14 protein-coding genes are annotated in these 17,245 nt (G+C 71.8%); 7 read left to right on the top strand and 7 right to left on the bottom strand.

The window, feature by feature from the left end:
• Window positions 1-9: 9 nt before the first annotated feature.
• The 3 genes from OG370_RS08865 to OG370_RS08875 form a co-directional block, all read right to left on the bottom strand.
• The gene (locus OG370_RS08865) at window positions 10-561 is read right to left on the bottom strand and encodes a hypothetical protein (RefSeq protein WP_328462333.1); all 552 of its coding nucleotides are present in this window, start codon (window positions 559-561) and stop codon (window positions 10-12) included.
• A 106-nt stretch (window positions 562-667) separates the two neighbouring features.
• Window positions 668-1,036 carry a VOC family protein gene (locus OG370_RS08870; RefSeq protein ID WP_328462335.1) on the bottom strand — a complete coding sequence of 123 codons (369 nt, stop codon included), beginning with the start codon at window positions 1,034-1,036 and terminating at the stop codon, window positions 668-670.
• Window positions 1,037-1,172: 136 nt separating this feature from the next.
• On the bottom strand, window positions 1,173-2,078 hold the full coding sequence (locus OG370_RS08875; RefSeq protein ID WP_328462337.1) for a LysR family transcriptional regulator: 906 nt from the start codon (window positions 2,076-2,078) through the stop codon (window positions 1,173-1,175).
• Window positions 2,079-2,162: 84 nt separating this feature from the next.
• Between OG370_RS08875 and OG370_RS08880 the strand changes: the two genes are divergently transcribed.
• Window positions 2,163-3,110, top strand: coding sequence for an EamA family transporter (locus OG370_RS08880; RefSeq protein WP_328462339.1), 948 nt, complete (start codon window positions 2,163-2,165; stop codon window positions 3,108-3,110).
• A gap of 27 nt (window positions 3,111-3,137) precedes the next feature.
• Here the strand turns inward: OG370_RS08880 and OG370_RS08885 are convergent, their stop codons facing one another.
• The 3 genes from OG370_RS08885 to OG370_RS08895 form a co-directional block, all read right to left on the bottom strand.
• Window positions 3,138-5,174: a carbohydrate binding domain-containing protein gene (locus OG370_RS08885; protein ID WP_328462341.1), complete on the bottom strand. Its 2,037-nt coding sequence runs from the start codon at window positions 5,172-5,174 to the stop codon at window positions 3,138-3,140.
• 97 nt (window positions 5,175-5,271) lie between these two features.
• On the bottom strand, window positions 5,272-7,767 hold the full coding sequence (locus OG370_RS08890) for an RICIN domain-containing protein (RefSeq protein ID WP_328462343.1): 2,496 nt from the start codon (window positions 7,765-7,767) through the stop codon (window positions 5,272-5,274).
• A gap of 387 nt (window positions 7,768-8,154) precedes the next feature.
• The gene (locus OG370_RS08895; protein ID WP_328462345.1) at window positions 8,155-8,988 is read right to left on the bottom strand and encodes a helix-turn-helix transcriptional regulator; all 834 of its coding nucleotides are present in this window, start codon (window positions 8,986-8,988) and stop codon (window positions 8,155-8,157) included.
• Between the two features lie 440 nt (window positions 8,989-9,428).
• Between OG370_RS08895 and OG370_RS08900 the strand changes: the two genes are divergently transcribed.
• The 6 genes from OG370_RS08900 (at window position 9,429) to OG370_RS08925 (ending at window position 16,122) form a co-directional block, all read left to right on the top strand.
• Window positions 9,429-11,426 carry a hypothetical protein gene (locus OG370_RS08900; protein WP_328462347.1) on the top strand — a complete coding sequence of 666 codons (1,998 nt, stop codon included), beginning with the start codon at window positions 9,429-9,431 and terminating at the stop codon, window positions 11,424-11,426.
• Between the two features lie 40 nt (window positions 11,427-11,466).
• Complete coding sequence (locus OG370_RS08905) at window positions 11,467-12,087, top strand: RICIN domain-containing protein (protein WP_328462349.1); 621 nt, start codon at window positions 11,467-11,469, stop codon at window positions 12,085-12,087.
• Between the two features lie 209 nt (window positions 12,088-12,296).
• The gene (locus tag OG370_RS08910; protein WP_328462351.1) at window positions 12,297-12,680 is read left to right on the top strand and encodes a ricin-type beta-trefoil lectin domain protein; all 384 of its coding nucleotides are present in this window, start codon (window positions 12,297-12,299) and stop codon (window positions 12,678-12,680) included.
• A 489-nt stretch (window positions 12,681-13,169) separates the two neighbouring features.
• Window positions 13,170-14,075, top strand: a complete 906-nt coding sequence (locus OG370_RS08915; RefSeq protein ID WP_328462353.1) for a lamin tail domain-containing protein — start codon at window positions 13,170-13,172, stop codon at window positions 14,073-14,075.
• Between the two features lie 160 nt (window positions 14,076-14,235).
• On the top strand, window positions 14,236-14,397 hold the full coding sequence (locus tag OG370_RS08920) for a hypothetical protein (RefSeq protein ID WP_328462355.1): 162 nt from the start codon (window positions 14,236-14,238) through the stop codon (window positions 14,395-14,397).
• A 459-nt stretch (window positions 14,398-14,856) separates the two neighbouring features.
• The gene (locus tag OG370_RS08925) at window positions 14,857-16,122 is read left to right on the top strand and encodes a PP2C family protein-serine/threonine phosphatase (RefSeq protein ID WP_443060853.1); all 1,266 of its coding nucleotides are present in this window, start codon (window positions 14,857-14,859) and stop codon (window positions 16,120-16,122) included.
• A gap of 599 nt (window positions 16,123-16,721) precedes the next feature.
• Here OG370_RS08925 and OG370_RS08930 read toward each other — a convergent pair.
• Window positions 16,722-17,069, bottom strand: coding sequence for a hypothetical protein (locus tag OG370_RS08930; protein WP_328462359.1), 348 nt, complete (start codon window positions 17,067-17,069; stop codon window positions 16,722-16,724).
• Between the last annotated feature and the right edge of the window lie 176 nt (window positions 17,070-17,245).

The raw sequence follows: 17,245 nt of genomic DNA on the forward strand, positions 1-17,245 counted from the left end.
GCGCACCGCTCAGAACGTGGTGAACGCGACCTTTCGCCCCGAGGCGTCCAGGGGCTGGGGGTCCACCGACCTGGCGCCCTTTCCGGGCCACGATGCCGGCTGGTAGACGACCCAGTACCGCCCGTCCGGCAGGCCGTGCCCCTTCGGGAGCGGGTGGGTGGGGACGACCTGTTCGGTGGACACCCGCACTCCTACGGCCGCGTCGGGAACGGGTCCGTAGGAAGCGAAGGCGTTGCGCCCCGGCGCCTGGCCCCCTCCGTAGTACCCACCGGAGTCCGAACCGTCGAAGCCGCACGCACCGTTCGCCCACGGCAACGTCTCGGAGTGGTCCGGCCCCCGCGAGTCGTCAAGGCTCATGCAGAAGCTGTCGTCCTGATCGGCGTCGATGAAGGCGTCCAACTGCCAGTGGACGCCGTCGGTGACGTACCTCTGCAGCACCGTGTAGTGATCGCCCACGCGATACGGCGAGTTCGGGTCGTCCCGCTGCCCGTTGCAGGCGGTGGCCATGACCATCACCGCGACGGCCACGACCACCGTTGTTCGCGCCGAACGAGCCGACATGCGCAGGACCCCCAGGGCGTCGAGAAACCCCCGCGATCTTCACAGCTCCCTCACAGGGGCTACAAGGCGGCGCCGGTAAAGGTTGGGGAAACCCGGTCCGGCGGCGTCACCCCTGCGGGATCGGCTGGGTGAGGTTCAACGGGTTGCCGTCGGGGTCCTGGATGTGGGCGACGCGCTGTCCCCACGGCATGTCGTTGGGGCCGCCGCTGACCGAGCCGCCCAGCGCCACCACCCGGCCGAGCGTCTCGTCGACGTCGTCGACAGCGATGCTGAGCAGAATCCGCGGCACGGCCCCGGTCTCCGCGTCGTCCTTGGCCACCAGCCCGAGGTCGGTGTCGCCGATGCGCAGGCCGAGGTAGAAGGCGGGGCCTTCCGCCGGCACCCGGAAGACCTCCTCGGCGCCGAACAACTGCGTGTAGAAGCCGAGCAGAACGTCCTGGGCGGCGGTCAGGATCACCGGCTGGATGGTGGACATGGCACTCCTGTCGAGAGCGGTCGAGTCGTGGGGTGGACCGTCCGAGGACGGCGAACTCATCGGCAGGACCGGACCGCCGGCCGGACACTTCACGAGGGCGCGGCTCCACCCGCGACAGCGTCGTGCGGGCCGGCGCTCAACTGAGCATCGCCCCGGGCGCGGACCGCCTGACCAGGAGGTCGGTGACCAGGGCGAGGGCGGGCCAGTCCAGGCGGCCGTGGCGCGCGACGGCGTACGCGCGCAGTTCCACGTCGGGAGCGGCGAGCGGGACGAGCCGCACCGCGGGGAGCGTGACCGTCCCGACGGGGAGCAGGCCCACACCCAGCCCGGCGGTGATCATGGCGTGCACGAGGTCGAGGCTGTCGGCCTGGTGGGTGATGCGCGGGGTGAAGCCCGCCATGGAGGCAAGGGTGCGGATGACGGTCTCGTCCGCGGTGTTGCGCGAGTTGACGATCCAGTCCTGCCCGGCGAACCGGGCGAAGACCTCCGCGGCCGTCCCTTCTCGGATGTCGGCATGCGCGGGGACGCCCAGACCCCAGCGCGCGGTCCACAGGGCAGTGGCGCGCAGCACGGGGTCCTCGGCCGCGGGCGCCAGGTTGTAGTCGTAGGTCAGGGCCAGATCCGTCGCGTCCTCGGCCAGGAGCCGCAGCGCCTCGGCGGGTTCGTGTTCGCGGACCAGGACACGGAGGCGGGGATGGCTCGTGGCCAGGGCCGTGACGATGGGCAGCAGGTGGGCGCGGATGGCGGTGGCGAAGCCTGCGACGCGCAGGGTGCCGGTGGGCTCCGCTCCCGGAGCGAGGTCGTGGTGCGCCGCCTCGACGGCGGAGAGGATCGTCACCGCGTGCTCGGCCAGCCGGCGGCCCGCGGGCGTCAACCGGACCAGGCGCCCGTGCGGTTCGGTCAGCGCGGTGCCCATGTCGTCGGCGAGGGCGGCGATCCGCTGCGAGACCGTCGAGGTGGTCGTGCCCAGCACGTCGGCCACCGCGCGCATGGACCCCAGCCGGGACAGCTCCACCAGCATCCGCAGTCGTCGTGTCTCCATCCCTGGATTGTCGCGGAGCGGCGAACGGTTCATTCATGATCGGCACGTGGACACGAACGGTCCGGACATCATGTACTCGGGTGCATGAGCCTGCCGAACCACCGCGCCACCGGTCCGCGCCTGTCCGCGTCCGCGACCGGCGCCCTGATGGCCGTGACCTCCATGTCCGCCGTTCAGCTCGGGCTCGCGCTGTCGGTTCCGCTGGTGGATCAGCTCGGCGCCCTGGGTACGACGGGGCTGCGTATGGCGTGGGCCGGTGTGCTCCTTCTGGTACTGGTGCGGCCCCGCCCGCGCGACTTCACCGGCCGCGACCTGCGGGCGTGCACCGCGCTGGGTGCGGTCAGCGCGGGCATGATGATCTGCTTCATGCTCGCCGTGGCGCGGCTGCCGCTCGGCACAGCCAGCGCGCTGGAGTTCCTCGGCCCGCTGGCCGTGTCCCTCTACGGCTCCTTCCACGGCCCGGGCCGTGGTCGTACCCGCTGGGCGGCCCTGGCGGCCCTCGGTGTCGTCGCGCTGACCGAACCCTGGCACGGTGGCATCGACGCGGCCGGCGCGGGCTTCGCCGTGGCCGCCGCGTCCTGCTGGGCGGCCTACATCCTGCTGACCCAGCGGGTCGGCGACTCCGTGACCGGCCTCGGCGGGCTGGCCGTCTCCATGCCCGTCGCCGGCCTCATCGGCCTCCTCGCCGCGGCGCCCTCCGACCTGGCACACGTCACGTGGAGGCTGCTCGCCGCGATGCTGGGGCTGGCCGCCCTGAGCGCCGCGTTGCCCTTCGCCCTCGAGTTCCTCGCCCTGCGCCGCCTCACGACCTCCGCCTTCGGCACCCTGATGAGCCTGGAGCCGGCCGTCGCGCTCCTCGCCGGCCTGCTGGTGCTCGGCCAGGTCCCCGCGCTCGCCTCCGCGGCGGGCGTCGCCCTCGTCGTGACCGCCGGCATCGGCGCCACCCGCACCGGCGTCCGCCCCTCCCCCACGCCCTCCGAACCGCACCCCGCCGTGACGACGCCCACCACGGCGAGCTCGCCCTCAGGCTGAAACCCCACCCCCGCCTGCGCGGGGCGGTCAGGGGCCGGCTGTGAGGGACAGGTCGTCGCAGGTGGATCGGCCGGTCGAGGGCAGGTAGCAGAAGACGGTGGCGCTGGTGTCCCCCGCTCCCGTGGTGAACGACGCGGACAGCCGGGTCCATCCGGTCGCGGTGGTGGACGCGGACACCTGGGCGCCACCGTGGTTCTTGACGCCCAGCCAGGTGGGGGCGCCTGTGGTGCGTACCCAACCGGTGTACTGGTAGGCGGTGTTCGGCTGGAGGCCGGTGACGGTGTACTCGGCGGTCGCGGCGCTGCCGGACGGGGCGTTCAGGGACAGGTCGTAGGCGCCGCTGTGCGCCGCCGGGTCCTGCGCGGCGGTGGCGCCGCGGGTGCTCCAGCCGTTGAGGTCGCCGGCTTCGAGGCCGCCGTCGGGCAGCAGGTTCGGCGCGCCGGCCGAGGGAGCCGCGGCGGAGGCGCCGATGTTGGGGGCGGCGGTGGGCGCCACCGCGGCCCCGAAGTAGTCCCGGCCGCCGTTGCCGCGGACGGCCGCGCCGATGCCGGCCACCGGGGAGCCGGCGCACAGCCGGTAGCCGGTGGCGCTGCGGATGCCGCCGGCGTCGCCGGGGTCGCAGAAGGCCGGATCGGCGGTGGTTCCGCCCGGATCGGACGGGAGGCCGCCCAGGTTCACGAAGTCGTTGTTGTGGAAGGTGTAGCCGCCGGACCGCAGGTTGAACGAGGCGCTTCCGCTGCCTGACTTGACCACGATGTTGTTGCTGAAGGAGACGTCGCGCGGGGTGGTGTTGTTCTCGTTGACCACGGTCTGGGTGACTCCGGGGCCGATGTAGAGGGTGTTGTTGTAGACCTGCATGCCGGACACCGCGCCCGAGCAGTTCTCGAAGCCGCGGTAGGAGTCGTCCTGGCTGATGTTGTAGCGGACGACGGCGTCGGTCGTGCTTCCGTCGGCGTTGCAGAACAGCATGAAGCCGCCGTCGTTGTCGTGGCTGTAGTTGTACTGGTAGACCGTTCCCGAGGTCCCCTGGTCCACGTCGAAGGCCATACCGTCGTTGGTGCTGGCCCCGCCCGAGACGTCGTTGTACTGGAAGACGGTGTCGTCGGCGTCCCACGGCCAGATTCCGGCGTCGTATCCGGTGGGCTCCAGGTGGAAGCCGGCCAGGGTGTTGTACTGCACCAGGGAGTTGTCGGCGTCGATGACCACGATGCCGTCCCCGCCGATCCGGTGCAGGGTGTTGCCCTGGATCACCAGGCCCCTGGTCGGGTGGCGGGGCTCGGGCATGTCGGTCGGGTCGTTGACCGCGGCGTCGTTGCCCCAGGTGGACCACTCGGTGATACCGCTGCGGTCGACGTCGTCGACGGTGTTGTCCTGGATCACCACGCCGTCGAACCAGGTGGGTGTGGTGGTGCCGTGCACCTCGAAGTCGATGCCGGCCGAGCCGTCGGTGCCCTTGGTGGTGTCACCGCGTATGTCGTGGACGTACAGGTGGGACAGCAGGTAGTTCCGGGCCGCGCCGATGTCCTGGGCCACCACCTCGACGCCGCGCCGGTTGGTGCCCGGGGCGGCCTGATCGGTGATCTCCAGGTTGGTGAGCTGGATGAACTGCTCGTTGTACAGGTAGACCGCGTTGGGGGCGCCGTCGCCGTCGACGACGGCCCGCGCGGAGGAGGTTCCGTAGTCGGAGATGGTGAACGGAGCCGCGGCGCTGCCGGAGCCCTTCGGGGACAGGGTCCCGGTGCAGGTGGTGCCGCGCATGAGCCGCAGCGCCTCGCCGGCGTGGTAGGTGTGCGCGTTGGCATCGGTGAGCGAGTTCCACGGTCTGGCCAACGTGCCGTTCCCGTCCGTGGTCGCCGCGCAGTCGACGTAGTACGACGTACGGGTCGGGGCGACCACCGGGCGCAGCGCGGCGCCCGCGTGGGAGGAGCCGACCGGCAACGCGGCCGCGGGAGCGTGAATCGTGGTCGGCGCGGTGGCGGCCGACGCTTGTGATGCCAGGACGAGTGGGGTCGCCAGAGCGACGGTCAGGGCGCCGAGAATCGCCGCTGCTGCGCGTGCGGACATGCACGTTCCTCCGATGGGGGGAGAACTCCCCCGGCGCTGGTGCGCCGGGGGCCTTGCCGGTGAGAAGCCCTGCCGAGCGCCTGCTTCTCCCGCGGATCTACTCGATGGTCCACTGCTGCAACGCCGAACCCGTGTCGGGTTGTTGGGTCACCGGCGCACCGTTCGCGGTCGAGGCGGTGGTCAGCAGCAGGCCGCTGTTGACGCTGGTGAGGGTGTAGGCGCCGGAGAGGAGTTCGGTCACCCGCCAGTCCAGGTTGACGCTGCTGGGGCAGGGCCACTGGATCACGGTGGTGCCCGGCGTGGTGAAGCCCCCGTTGTCCGCGGCGCATTGGCCCGAGGAGCCGTTGGTGAGGGTGTACGAGCCGTCGGGCAGCCGGGTGAAGGTCCAGCTCTGGTTCTGCCCTCCGGTCAGCGCCGAGGTGTCCAGCTGCGTCCCTTCGGCCTGCGAGGAGTCCGGGTCCTCCAGTGCCTGGCCGGACAGGCTGACGGTGTGGGTTCCGCTCAGATCCCCGGCCAGCGGGTCGACGGTCCAGGCGAACCTGGTCGAGCCGCCGGCCCGGCCGGAGGAGGCGGTCACCGTGGCGGTGTAGGTGCCGGCGGCGGTCGGTGTGCCGGTGATCAGCCCGGTGGAGCTGATGGTCAGTCCGGTCGGCAGGCCGGACGCCGCGTACCTGAGCTTCCGGCCCGCCGAGTCGGTCGCGTTGACCTGCACCGACGCGGCGGTGCCGACCGTGGCGGTCTGCGCGCCGGGGGTGTAGACGCTGACCTGCTCCGGACCCGGAACCGGCCCGGCCGCGGTCAGCGACAGGGTCTGCTCGGCGGCGGACCGGCTGCCGCCGACAGCGTCGCCGGTGCGGTCGGTCCAACTGCGGGTCGGGGTGGTCTCGGCGAGCCGGCCGGGCTGCGCGGACATGCCCAGCACCAGCTCGCTGTACCGGTTGACCAGCCGGTAGGTCCCGGTGGGCTTGCCGGTACGGGGATCGGTGCCGGCCACGACGAACCACTCCTGGCCGACGGTGGGACCGCTCTTGCCGACCGTGGTGACGGTGGGCCCGGTGCCCCAGGCCCGGCTCGCGGTCGAGCGGGAGTCGACGCCCAGCGCCTGGCGGGTGGCGGCGTTCACGATCTGGTACGAGCCGTCGCCGTTGCTGACGAAGGACCAGTCCGCCCGCTCGGAACGGCGTCCCGCGGTCAGCGAGGTGGTGGCCGAACCGCCGGAGACCTGCGCGAGCACCCGGCCGGTGCCGCTGCTGATGCGGTAGCTCTCGGCCGGGTCCACCGGAGGGGCGGCGGGAGCGCTGGAGTCGATCGTCTCGTTGGCGTACTCACCGTCGGAGTGGGAGCAGGCGATGGCGCAGTACGACCGGAAGGACCTGCCGACGATGGTGGAACTGGTGTTGTTGGCGCTGTCGAGGAACCAGCGGTACCAGGAGCCGGACGTGTAACCGCCGGAGTCGCCGATCAGGTGCCACTTCTGCGTGGCCAGGTTGTCGGTCGCGTAGTACTTCTGCGACTGGGTCGTTCCGGCGGCCACCGCGGGCTCGCCGATGTACAGGCCGAGGTAGGCGTCGTAGGTGATGTTCATGATGAACAGCGGTGACTGGTCGGGCAGTTCACCGGCCGCTATCTGCTGGTCCACGGTCCCGGTGTTCTTCGGGTCGTAGTCGTCCGCCACCGGGGTGTAGCCGGTCGGGTCGGCCGCGGTGACCGGCTCCAGGTTGCTCTCCCTGCCCCCGACACCGGGCTGCGACCAGGAGCCGTCGAACCACTTCTGCCAGCTGCCGGTCGCCATCTTGCCGGAGATGGGTGCGCGCGCGACGTTCTCCAGGCCGCCCATGCTCCCGCCGACGCCGCCCTTGGGCACGATGCGCGAGCCGTAGTAGACGTAGAAGTAGCCCGACGCGGTGTCCACGTAGAACCGCTGGTCGCCGTCGCCGTAGTCATAGGTCTGCTGGGGGAACGTGGCGGTGTCACCGCGGGTGGTGCGGTAAGGGGACGTGATGGCGTGGCCCTTGATGCTCCACACCTTCCCCTGGTCGGTGGAGACGGCGTAGTCGATGGAGTCGTAGTGCAGTCCGTCGCCGAAGGGCTGCGGGGTGAACTCGTTGTGCACCAGGCCGTACCAGTCGCCGGTGTCCGGGTCGACCCAGACCCCGAGCAGGTCGCAGTAGTTGGCCTGGGAGTAGCCGGAGCCGGTGGGAGCCGGCGTCGCCTCCAGGCCGGTGGGGCTGTTGTTGCAGCGCCAGGTCGTGTCGTTGTTGGCGTCCTTGGCGTCGGCCGGGTTCACCGCGGTGTCGAGCGTGGTGTCCGGGGTCGCTGTGTCGAAGTCGGTCCCGGTGTAGAAGCCCCATTCACGGGGGTCGGTCGCGCCGTACAGCGAGTGGGACGACTGGAAGTAGAACGTGCCGTTCTTGTCGATGTAGCCGCTGGCGGGCGTGTCGTCCGCGTAGGCGTACGGCTTGGTCGAGCCGATGCTGACGGTGTACGAGGCGGCGGCCGGCGCCGGTGACGCCACGGCCGGCAGCACGGTGCCGACGGTGAGGAGCGAGGCGGTCGCGGCGACAGCCGCGAGCGCCCTTCGGAGGCGTGGCAAGGGTGGTCCCTTCTCTGGGGCCCCGCCCCGGCACAGGCAGGTGACCAAGCGGGCAGCCGGGGCAGGCGGGCGGACAGGGCAGGCAAGGCGCAGGATCGTCGGCCGTCAGCGGGACCGGGACGGGGGCTGTCGTTGCCGGGGGAACCGGTGGGGCGATCACGTCGGTTCGCTGCGTGCAGTACATGGGCAACCGGACACCGCGGCAGGAACGCTGCGAGCAGAGCCCTGGATGATCGGAACTGCTTGGACAATGGCAGTTCCGCGCAGGGCCGCTCACGCAGGGACAGCTTGGAGTCGGGCGCTGCGCCTGTCAAGACAGCCGTCAGGAGCGCGCCGGTCCCACGCGCGGCCAGGACCGGGTGCCCGCCGGTCCCGGCCGTCCGCTCATCAGCGGCGCTGCTGCCTGCGGAAGACCGACGGCGCGACTCCCACCTGCCGGGTGAACACCCGGGTGAAGTAGGCGGGATCGGGATACCCGACCTCACGGGCGATGCGGGAGACCGGACTGTCGGTATCGGCCAGCAGCGCCTTCGCCCGGTCGATCCGACGCCGCATCAGGTAGACCGTCGGGGTGGAGCCGGTGGCCTGGCGGACCGCCACCGCGAGGCTGTCCCGGGAGACCGCCAACTCCCTGGCGATCGAGCCGATCCGCACCGGCCCCTCGGCGTTGTCCAGCAGGCGCAGGGCGCGCAGGCCGAGGTCGCGCCGGAAGCGGCCCGGCTCGGCGGACTTCCGCCGGCCGGTGCCCACGGCGTTGATCAGCGCGTGGAGCGAACTCGTGGCGGCCACATGGCCGCCGAGGGACTCCGGCCGGGCGAGCAGGTCCAGCAGTCGAACGCACTGGGCGAAGGTCTCGGCGGCGTCCGCCGGTTCGACGACCGGGCAGGACGCGCCGAGGTATCCCAGTTCGGCGTAGCTCCTGGCCGCCGGCCCCTCGAACAGGATCCAGTACTCGTTCCAGCCGCTCCCCGACGGGCCGTAGCGGTGGCGCACGCCGGCGGGCAGCCAGATGAATGATCCGGGCCGCACCCGGTAGCGCCCGGGGTGGCCATGCAGTTCGAGGGAGCCCGATCCCTGGTACACCAGGACCCCGGCGTGGCAGTTCAGGGCGCGTTCGACCCGGGAAGGGGGGTGGTCCAGAATCCGGCCGGCGCCGGTCACGGCGATTCCCAGCGCCCGCACCTCCTCCGGCGGCGTGCGGTAGTGCGCGACGGAATCCACCCGACCACTCCTGTCGACAATCGTCCAAGTCCTTGCCGCATCCGTGCATTCCCGCGTGGCAGGGTGCGCGTGGAGCATGTCGGCATGAGCACCGGACGCCTCGACAGGGTCCGTTCGACCGCCCCACCTCCCACGGTCACCGTCCGGACAGCGGAGACCGTGGGCTCGGCCGGCCGGCACCCGCCCCTTCAAACCGACCGCGTCGCCCGTCCAGCCGGGGTTCCCACCGGACAGCCGAGGGTTCCCACGGGCGGAATCCGACCCGCAAGCGAACAACGCCTCCTCCACATCCGGCCGGTGAGCTGCGGCTCCTTCCGGGCCACCCTTGACAACTTAGCAGCTAAGTAACACGATCCCTGGGCAAGACCGGCTCGGCCGAGCCGGTGGCGACAGGACCGCGGCGTGGCCTCCCGCCCGGTTGCGGAGTGGAGGTGAGCCGGATGGGGACGCGGTATGTCCTGCGGGTCCAGGCGGACCCGGCCGACGAGCCGGCGGCGGTCGCCGCGCGAATGGTCGCGCTGGCCGAGCGGGCCGGCGCCGACGAGCTCTGCGTCTTCCTGTTCGGCATGGAGTTCAACGACGGCAACGAGCCGCTCGACCGGATCGGCCACTGGCTCGACCGCACCCGGCCGTGGCGCGCGTCCGTACGATCCGCCGGCATCGCGGTGAGCCTGAACCCCGGCCATACCCTCGGGCACTGCGACTGGGGGCGCCCGCGCCGCGACGACTGGCAGCCCATGGTCGACCAGCGCGGGACCGCCGCCGACGTGGTGGTCTGCCCGCTGGACCCGGGGTGGCGTGCCTACTTCGCCGAGACCCTGCGCCGCTACGTCGCCGAGGACGTCGACGCGGTCTGGATCGAGGACGACATCCGGCTGCACAACCACGAACCGCTGGACTGGGGCGGCTGCTTCTGCCCGCTGCACCTGGCCGAGTTCGCCCGGTCCTGCGGCACGCGGGCGACCCGCGACGAGGTGGTCGCGGCATGCACCGCGCCCGGCCCGCCCCACCCGTGGCGCGAGCTGTGGCTGGACATGTGGGAACGCACCCAGCTCGAACTGGTCGGCGCCTGGCGGAAGATCGCCGCCGATCACGGGGTCCGCCTCGGACTGATGTCCTCCACCCCCGAGGCGCACGCGGCCGAGGGACGGCGCCGGCCGGACTGGCTGCCCGGATTCGACCTGCACCGGCCGCACTTCTGGGGCTACTCCGACTCCGGCGCCGAGGCACTGCCCACGTACGCGGCGCTGCTGGACGCCCAGCGCACACAGCAACCGCCCGGCCTGGTCAGCTATCCGGAGATCGAGTGCTGGCCGTACGGGCAGTGGAACAAGTCCTACCGGCAGACCTTCGCCCAGATGGCGACCGCGCACATCCTCGGCTGCGACGGGCTGGCGATCAGCCTCTACGACTTCCTGACCAACCACCCCGACGACGACCCCGGGCGCGCCGGCTTCCTCGCCGAGGTCCGCCCGGCGCTGGACTGGCTGGCCGACACCTTCGACACGTCGCTGCGCACCGTCGGGATCGGCGTGCCCTGGTCACAGGAGACCGGCCGGGCCGCGCGAACCGGCGACGGCGCGAAGGGCAGCGGTGCGAAGGGCGACTGGCGCGCGCTGGCCGTACCGCACCGCGAATGGGCCGGCTGGCTCGGCGCGATCGGCCACGCCGTCACCCTGCGGGGCGACGCGCCGGTCAACGCGGTCGCGGGCGAGTCCGCGTGGGCGTACGACGACGCCACCGTGCGGGGCTGGCTCGCCGGCGGCCTGCTGCTCGACGGCACCGCGGCGCGCATCCTCGCCGAACGCGGCTACGGAGAGCTGATCGGGCTGAACGGCGTGCGCCGGCTGGGCCCGACGGACCCGCTGCCGGTGCGCGAGGTGTGCGAGGACCCCGACTTCTCGCTGCGGGTGGGCGCGATGATCTCGGTCGACCCGCACATCAACGGCCACCCGCCGGTCGTGACCGGTGAACCCGTGCCCGGCGCCCGGGTCGCGAGCCGGATCGTGGACGGCGCGGGCCGCCCGGTCGGCCCCGGTCTGGTGCTGCACCGCAACACGCTGGGCGGACGGGTCGCGGTCTGCCCCTGGCCTGCCACCACCGCGGTGCGGATGACCCCGCAGCGCGCCGCGCAACTGTCCGCCGCCGTCGACTGGCTCGGCGCGGGAACCCACGCCCGGGTCTCCGGCGGTCCCTGGCTGACGCCGCAGGCCCTCACCGACGGCACGCGCTGGCGGCTGGTGGTGTGGAACTCCGGGCCCGACGAGGTCGACGCCGTCACCGTACGGCTGCCGGCCGGCATGCCCGCACCGGCCGGCGGCGTACAGATCGACGCTCGCGGCACGCGCCGTCCGATCGGGTACGCCGCCGGCGCCCTCGACCTGCGCCGTCCGCTCGGCCAGTGGGAGTTCGCGGTCCTCACCGCGGAGTGCCCCTGATCCGCGCCCCTGCCAGAACGCGCCGCACACATCGTCCGCGGTGGCAGCGGCGCGGCCGCTACGGCTACGGCTACGGCTACGGCACGATCAAGCTGTCGGCTCCGACCTGACCCATCTCGACGCGGGTGACAAGGCGCTGCTGACCAACAAGCGGCTCATCGCGATCGACCAGGACGGCATCCCCGCCGTCCGGGTGGTCAAGAGCGGCAACGAACAGGTCTTCGCCAAGCGCATCTCCGCGGTTCCCACCTCCGGGACGGGCGGCACCGGCGAACTGGTCGGCGCCCAGTCCGGCAAGTGCATCGACGCCGACGGCGGCAACGTCTACTTCAACGGCACCAAGGAGCAGCTCTGGGACTGCAACGGCGGCGTCAACCAGGAGTTCTCCCTGACCGACTCCGGTCAGCTGCGCACCATGGGCGCCACCGACTGCCTCGACGTCTACAACGACAACACCACCCCCGGCACCAAGGTGGAGTTGTGGAACTGCGACGGCGGCGACGCCCAGAAGTGGACCGTCAAGAGCGACGGCACCATCGTCGCCCAGAAGTCCGGCCTGTGCCTGGACGCGACCGGCGCGAAGACCGCCGACGGCGCCCCGCTGCAACTGTGGACGTGCAACGGCGACGCCAACCAGAAGTGGTCCTGGTCCTACCACTGAGCGCCGGCCCCGCCGGCTGACCCCGCCACCCGCGCGCTCGCGCCCGCCCGTCGCGCCGCCGGCGCCGGCGGGTGCGGGCCGCGGGGCGGTCGAGGACACATGTGGTCCGGGCACACCCCCCAGGTATCAACTCCCCCCACACCAGAAGGAGATGTCCCCCCATGCCCATGCCTCACCTACCAGGTGTGAGAGCCAAGGTGCTCATCGCCGTGACCGCTCTGGGTCTCGGCGCGGCCGGACTCGTGGCGGCCGAAGTCCCGGCCTCCGCCCGGACGCGTGCGGACGCCGCCCCCGCTGCGTCGAGCGCATGCCCCTGGGTCGGTTCGAACGCCCCGGTCAGCAGCCGCGTCGACCAACTGCTCCCGAAGGGCTCGACCACCGACGGCACCCAGCTCCAGCTCTACACCTGCAACGGCACGGCGGGCCAGTCCTGGGTCTCACCCGCCGCCGGTGTCTCGGGCCCGACCGGCCAGGTCACCGGCATCTCCGACCTGTGCGTCGACATGAAGGCCGCGTCGAACGCCGACCGCACCCCCGTGCAGACCTACACGTGCAACGGCACCGCCGCTCAGCAGTGGAACCTGCCGAGTTGAGCAGGGCGTGCTGAACCCACGCCTTTCGGCGGACGCGAGCTGACCCCCGACCCGCTCGACATGGAGGCACCGAGCGGGTCGGGAGCGTCACGGAAACAACAGGTCAGCGCTTTCGCCCGGGTGCTTTCAGGGGCGTCGGCGGGAGGTTCGGGGAGAGCAGGCGGTACACCCTGGCGCCGGGAGCCGAACCGCCGCGGTACGACGCGAAGGCGTCATTCGTGGTGAGCCCGGCCCACGGTCCCGTGTCGAGGAAATGCACGGATTCACCGGTGAACTTCGAAGAATCCCTGCACCGCCCCGTCTACGCGCATACCTTGGGGTTTGGGCGCCCACGTACCCGCCCCTCCGGGCCGGACGCGCCGTCATGTCCCTCGCAGGTGAAGGAGAACCACGGTGTCGCGCCCTTCGGAGGCCACGCAGCCTCACTCCATACGTACGCATGCCGACGTCACGGCGGCCAGATCCCGGCTCCGGCTTCGCAGGAGCGTCGTGCCGATCGGAGTGGCCGGCGCCGTTGTGCTGGCCGGTATCGCGGTGCACTCGGCGTCCGCCACGCCGTCCTCCGACGCCGTGATCGCCGAAGTGTACGGAGGCGGCGGCAACTCCGGTGCCACGTACACCAACGACTTCATCGAACTGGCCAACGCCGGTGCGTCGACGCTGGATCTGAGTGGCTACAGCGTGCAGTACCTGCGCGGAACGCCGGCCGAGACCTCCACGTGGCGCGCCACGCCGCTGACCGGCACGCTCGTCGGGGGCGCCCGATATCTGGTGCAGGAGTGGGCCAACACCGGCGGCTCCCTTCCGCTCCCGGCCCCCGACGCCGCCGGCTCGATCAACCTGTCCGCCACGGACGGGACCGTCGCGCTGGTCTCGGGCACTGCTCCGCTCACCTGCCTGACGGCCGCCGACTGTGCCGCCGACCCGCGGGTCAAGGACCTGGTGGGCTACGGCAACGCTGTCGTGCACGAGGGCAGCGGCCCGGCCGTCGGGGCGAGCGCCACCACATCCGTGGCCCGCGGCGTCCTGCTCGGCGACACCGATGAGAACGCGGCCGACTTCACCCCGGGGCTCCCCACTCCCGAGAGCTCCACGGGCAACGGTGGCGGCACTGACGGTGGTGGCGACGACGGCGGGCCCGCGGGTGTGACGGCCGGCGCCGACGACGGCGGCACGGGCGGCGGCACCAGCGGCGGCGACGACGGCGGGACCGTCGGCGTGGTCGAGGGCGCGATCAACGGTGCCACCTCCGGAGACGACGGCGGCACGGGCGGCGGCACCAGCGGCGGCGACGACGGCGGGACCGTGGGCGTCACCGGTGGCGGCGACGACGGCGGCGGGACCGTGGGCGTCATCGCCGGCGCCGACGACGGCGGCACGGGCGCAACCGGCTGACGGGGCCGTACCCCCGTCGCTCTCCGCCCGCTGTCGCCAGGCTCGGCGCACGCTCCGCGACCTCGACAGGGTGCTCCGCGCCATGGGACGGCTGGTCACACGCCGTCTTCGACGCACTCCCCGGCGGAACCGGGGCGCATACGAGGAGGCCCTCGCCGGGATGCGCGCCGCACGACCCGGCGAGGGCCTCCTCGACCGGCCCGGCCGGATCAGTCACCGGACGGACGCGGACGTCGCCCTCTCCCGCCGGGGCGACCTCAAGGGTTCCCCGCCCAGTTCCAGGGCCACCCCCGCGCCCGGGGCACCGGTCTTCCGGCGGTAACCGGCGACCCTTCGTACCCTCGACAAAGGCCCGCAGATCCTCGGTGCGTGCGTACGTGTGGGCGGAATGCGGATTCCCCTTTGGAGGGGTGATGGCGGTTCGGTACCAACTGATCGAGCGGTCCCCGCGGCAGGTGTGGGCCCCGAGACCCCGGTCAGGGGCCTTTGTCTCGCCTGGTCGACCGACCACCCGGGCGGCGGGGTCCACGGCGCCCCCGGTGCCAACGCCTCCCGCGCCGCTCCGCGGGCCCCACCACCCGAATCATGAGCGGCTCCGCCCGACGCGTACTGCGACCGGCCCGCTCCTCTCCGCAATGATCCAGGGCCGGCCTGCCGGCTCAGCACTCGCGCCCGGCAGGTCGGCACCGCCTTCGTCGTAGCCTGGTCAGGAACGGCGCTGTCCTAGCCTCCCGCGAAGGGGGAAACCGTGGACACGGACCGAGAGGCCGGTGGGCGGGCCATGCTCGCCGACCTGCTGGACGCCAGCCACCTCATGCCGCTCGACGCGGTCGCGGACAAGGCGAGCGAGTTCGCCCGGGCCGCCGGCTTCACCGACGTGCTCATCTACGTGGCTGACGTCACTCGCTATCAACTGCACCTGCTGGCCGGAAAGGACGGTGCCCCGCCGGGGAGCGACACGGACATCCGGATCGAGGGCACCGCTGCCGGCCGGGCGTACCAGTACGGGCGCTCGATCTCCGCCGTGCCGCACGAAGCGGCACAGACGGAATGGTGGCTCCCACTGGTGGACGGCACCGAACGCCTGGGTGCGCTGCGCGTGTGTTCCGCATACGACGACGACCGCGCCCGTGAGGACGCCGACCGTCTCGCCGCACTGCTCGCCCTGCTGATCGTCGCCAAGCGCACCTCCAGCGACACCCTGGCCCGGCTGACCCGGACGGAGCCGATGACCATCGCAGCGGAGATGGCGTGGAACCTGATGCCGCCGAGCACGTACGCCGACGGACGCGTCGTGATCTCCGCGGCGCTGGAGCCGGCCTACCGGATCAGCGGAGACGTGTACGAGTACGCGCTCGACGGTCCCCTGGTGCATCTGACCCTCTTCGACGCGATGGGGCACGACACGGCCGCAGGGCTGTGCGGGGCGCTGGCGCTGGGCGCCTGCCGCAACGCCCGCCGCCAGGGGGCCGGGCTCGTCGCCAAGGGCGAGGCCGTGGAAGCCGCGCTCGTCGATCAGTACGAGCACCGTCGGTACGTGACCGGAATCCTCGCCACCCTCGACACCCGAACCGGTGTGCTGAGCTGGATCAACCGCGGCCACCATCCGCCCATCCTCATCCGAGGCAGCCGCTGGAGCAGCCACCTGCAGTGTCCCCCCGGGCATCCCATGGGCACCGAGCTGGGCCTGCCCACCACCGTCTGCCGCGAGCAACTGCAGGCGGGCGACCGGATCGTGCTCTACACCGACGGCATCACCGACGCCCACCGCCCCGGGGAAAGCGAGTTCGGCGTCGAGCGCTTCACCGACTTCCTCATCCGCCGGCACGCCGACCAACTGCCGGTCCCGGAAACCCTGCGCCGCCTCATCCAGGCCGTCATGGACTACCACGACGGAGACCTCCAGGACGACGCCACCGTGTTCATGTGCGAGTGGCTCGGCCCCAGCGTGGACGACACCGCACCGGCGGCAGCCCTGACCGGTCTGTCGCTCACCGAGCAGCCGCCGGCCCGCCCGCCTGACGTGCGCGGCCGATCCGAGGTCTGAGATCATCCGATCTCCGGTCGTCCCCCCCTGCCGAGTTCCGGTAGGACGCACCCGTCGGCGCCGCGCTGTAAACGAGGACCTCCTCGGCGGACCTTCAAAGGATCATTCCAATCCTCGCGGGCCTGCGCGATGTCCTCGGTGGTGCGCCCGACGAAGTTCCGGAACATACCACGTACTTGTGGACTCTCCCCAGGTCAGAGGGGTGATGGACCATCGCGGGTCAGCAAACAGCCGGCATTGGTCCGAGGAGGGGCACGAACGATCGCGGCCAGGACTCTCGCACGCGGAATGGGCACGTTCCTCAAGACCTGCGACCACCCGGAGGCACGCCGGTCGAAGTGCCCGCACCCGTACGCCATCAGGTACCGCGACGCGGCCGGCAAGCAGACGGAGGAGTCCGGCTTCCCGACCCAGGACGCCGCCGTCGAACGACTGATGGACATCTACACATCCAAGAAGGCCCAACGCCAGAACCGGAGCAGGGCTGAGCAGATCAAGAAGTACAGCGCCATGACCTTCGCCGACTACAGCGCCGAGTGGCGTTCAAGCCGGCGGCACCTCGCGCAGGCTTCCCTCCGCCACCTCGACTCGCTCCTCGATCACCACCTTCTTCCCGCCTTCGCCAGCCGACGGATGGGCAGCTTCGACCACAAGGTGGTCGACCGCTTCATCCAGTCCATGGAGCGCAACAACGTCGGGCTGGCGCCACAGGCGAACACGTTCGACAAGCTCAAGTCGATACTGAGGACGTCTACCGCTGCCTTGCTGATCGAACCGGGCATCAGGTGCCGGTGGACGCGGAAGGTGATGTCGGCGACCGCATCGCCGAACGAATGCCCCACGACCACAGGTGGCACCTCGGCCCGGTTGGCGAAGTCCTGGACGACCGCGGTGCTGTCCGGCAGCGGGAGCGTGCCGACGCCGGGCACGGTCGCGCTGGTGGGCATCGGTTCGAGGCGGGGGCCAGTGGCTCGTACGGGGCGGGCTGCTGATGAGAGCCGTGGACCAGGACGACCGGAGTGTCGGACACGGGACCGTCCGCGCGCTCCGGCGGGCGGTGTGCGGTGTTCGGCATGGGGTTCTCCTCGGAACTCGTCGGCGTGTTCGCCTCTGCTTCGAACCG

The sequence above is a fragment of the Streptomyces sp. NBC_00448 genome (genome assembly GCF_036014115.1).
Taxonomy (GTDB): domain Bacteria; phylum Actinomycetota; class Actinomycetes; order Streptomycetales; family Streptomycetaceae; genus Actinacidiphila.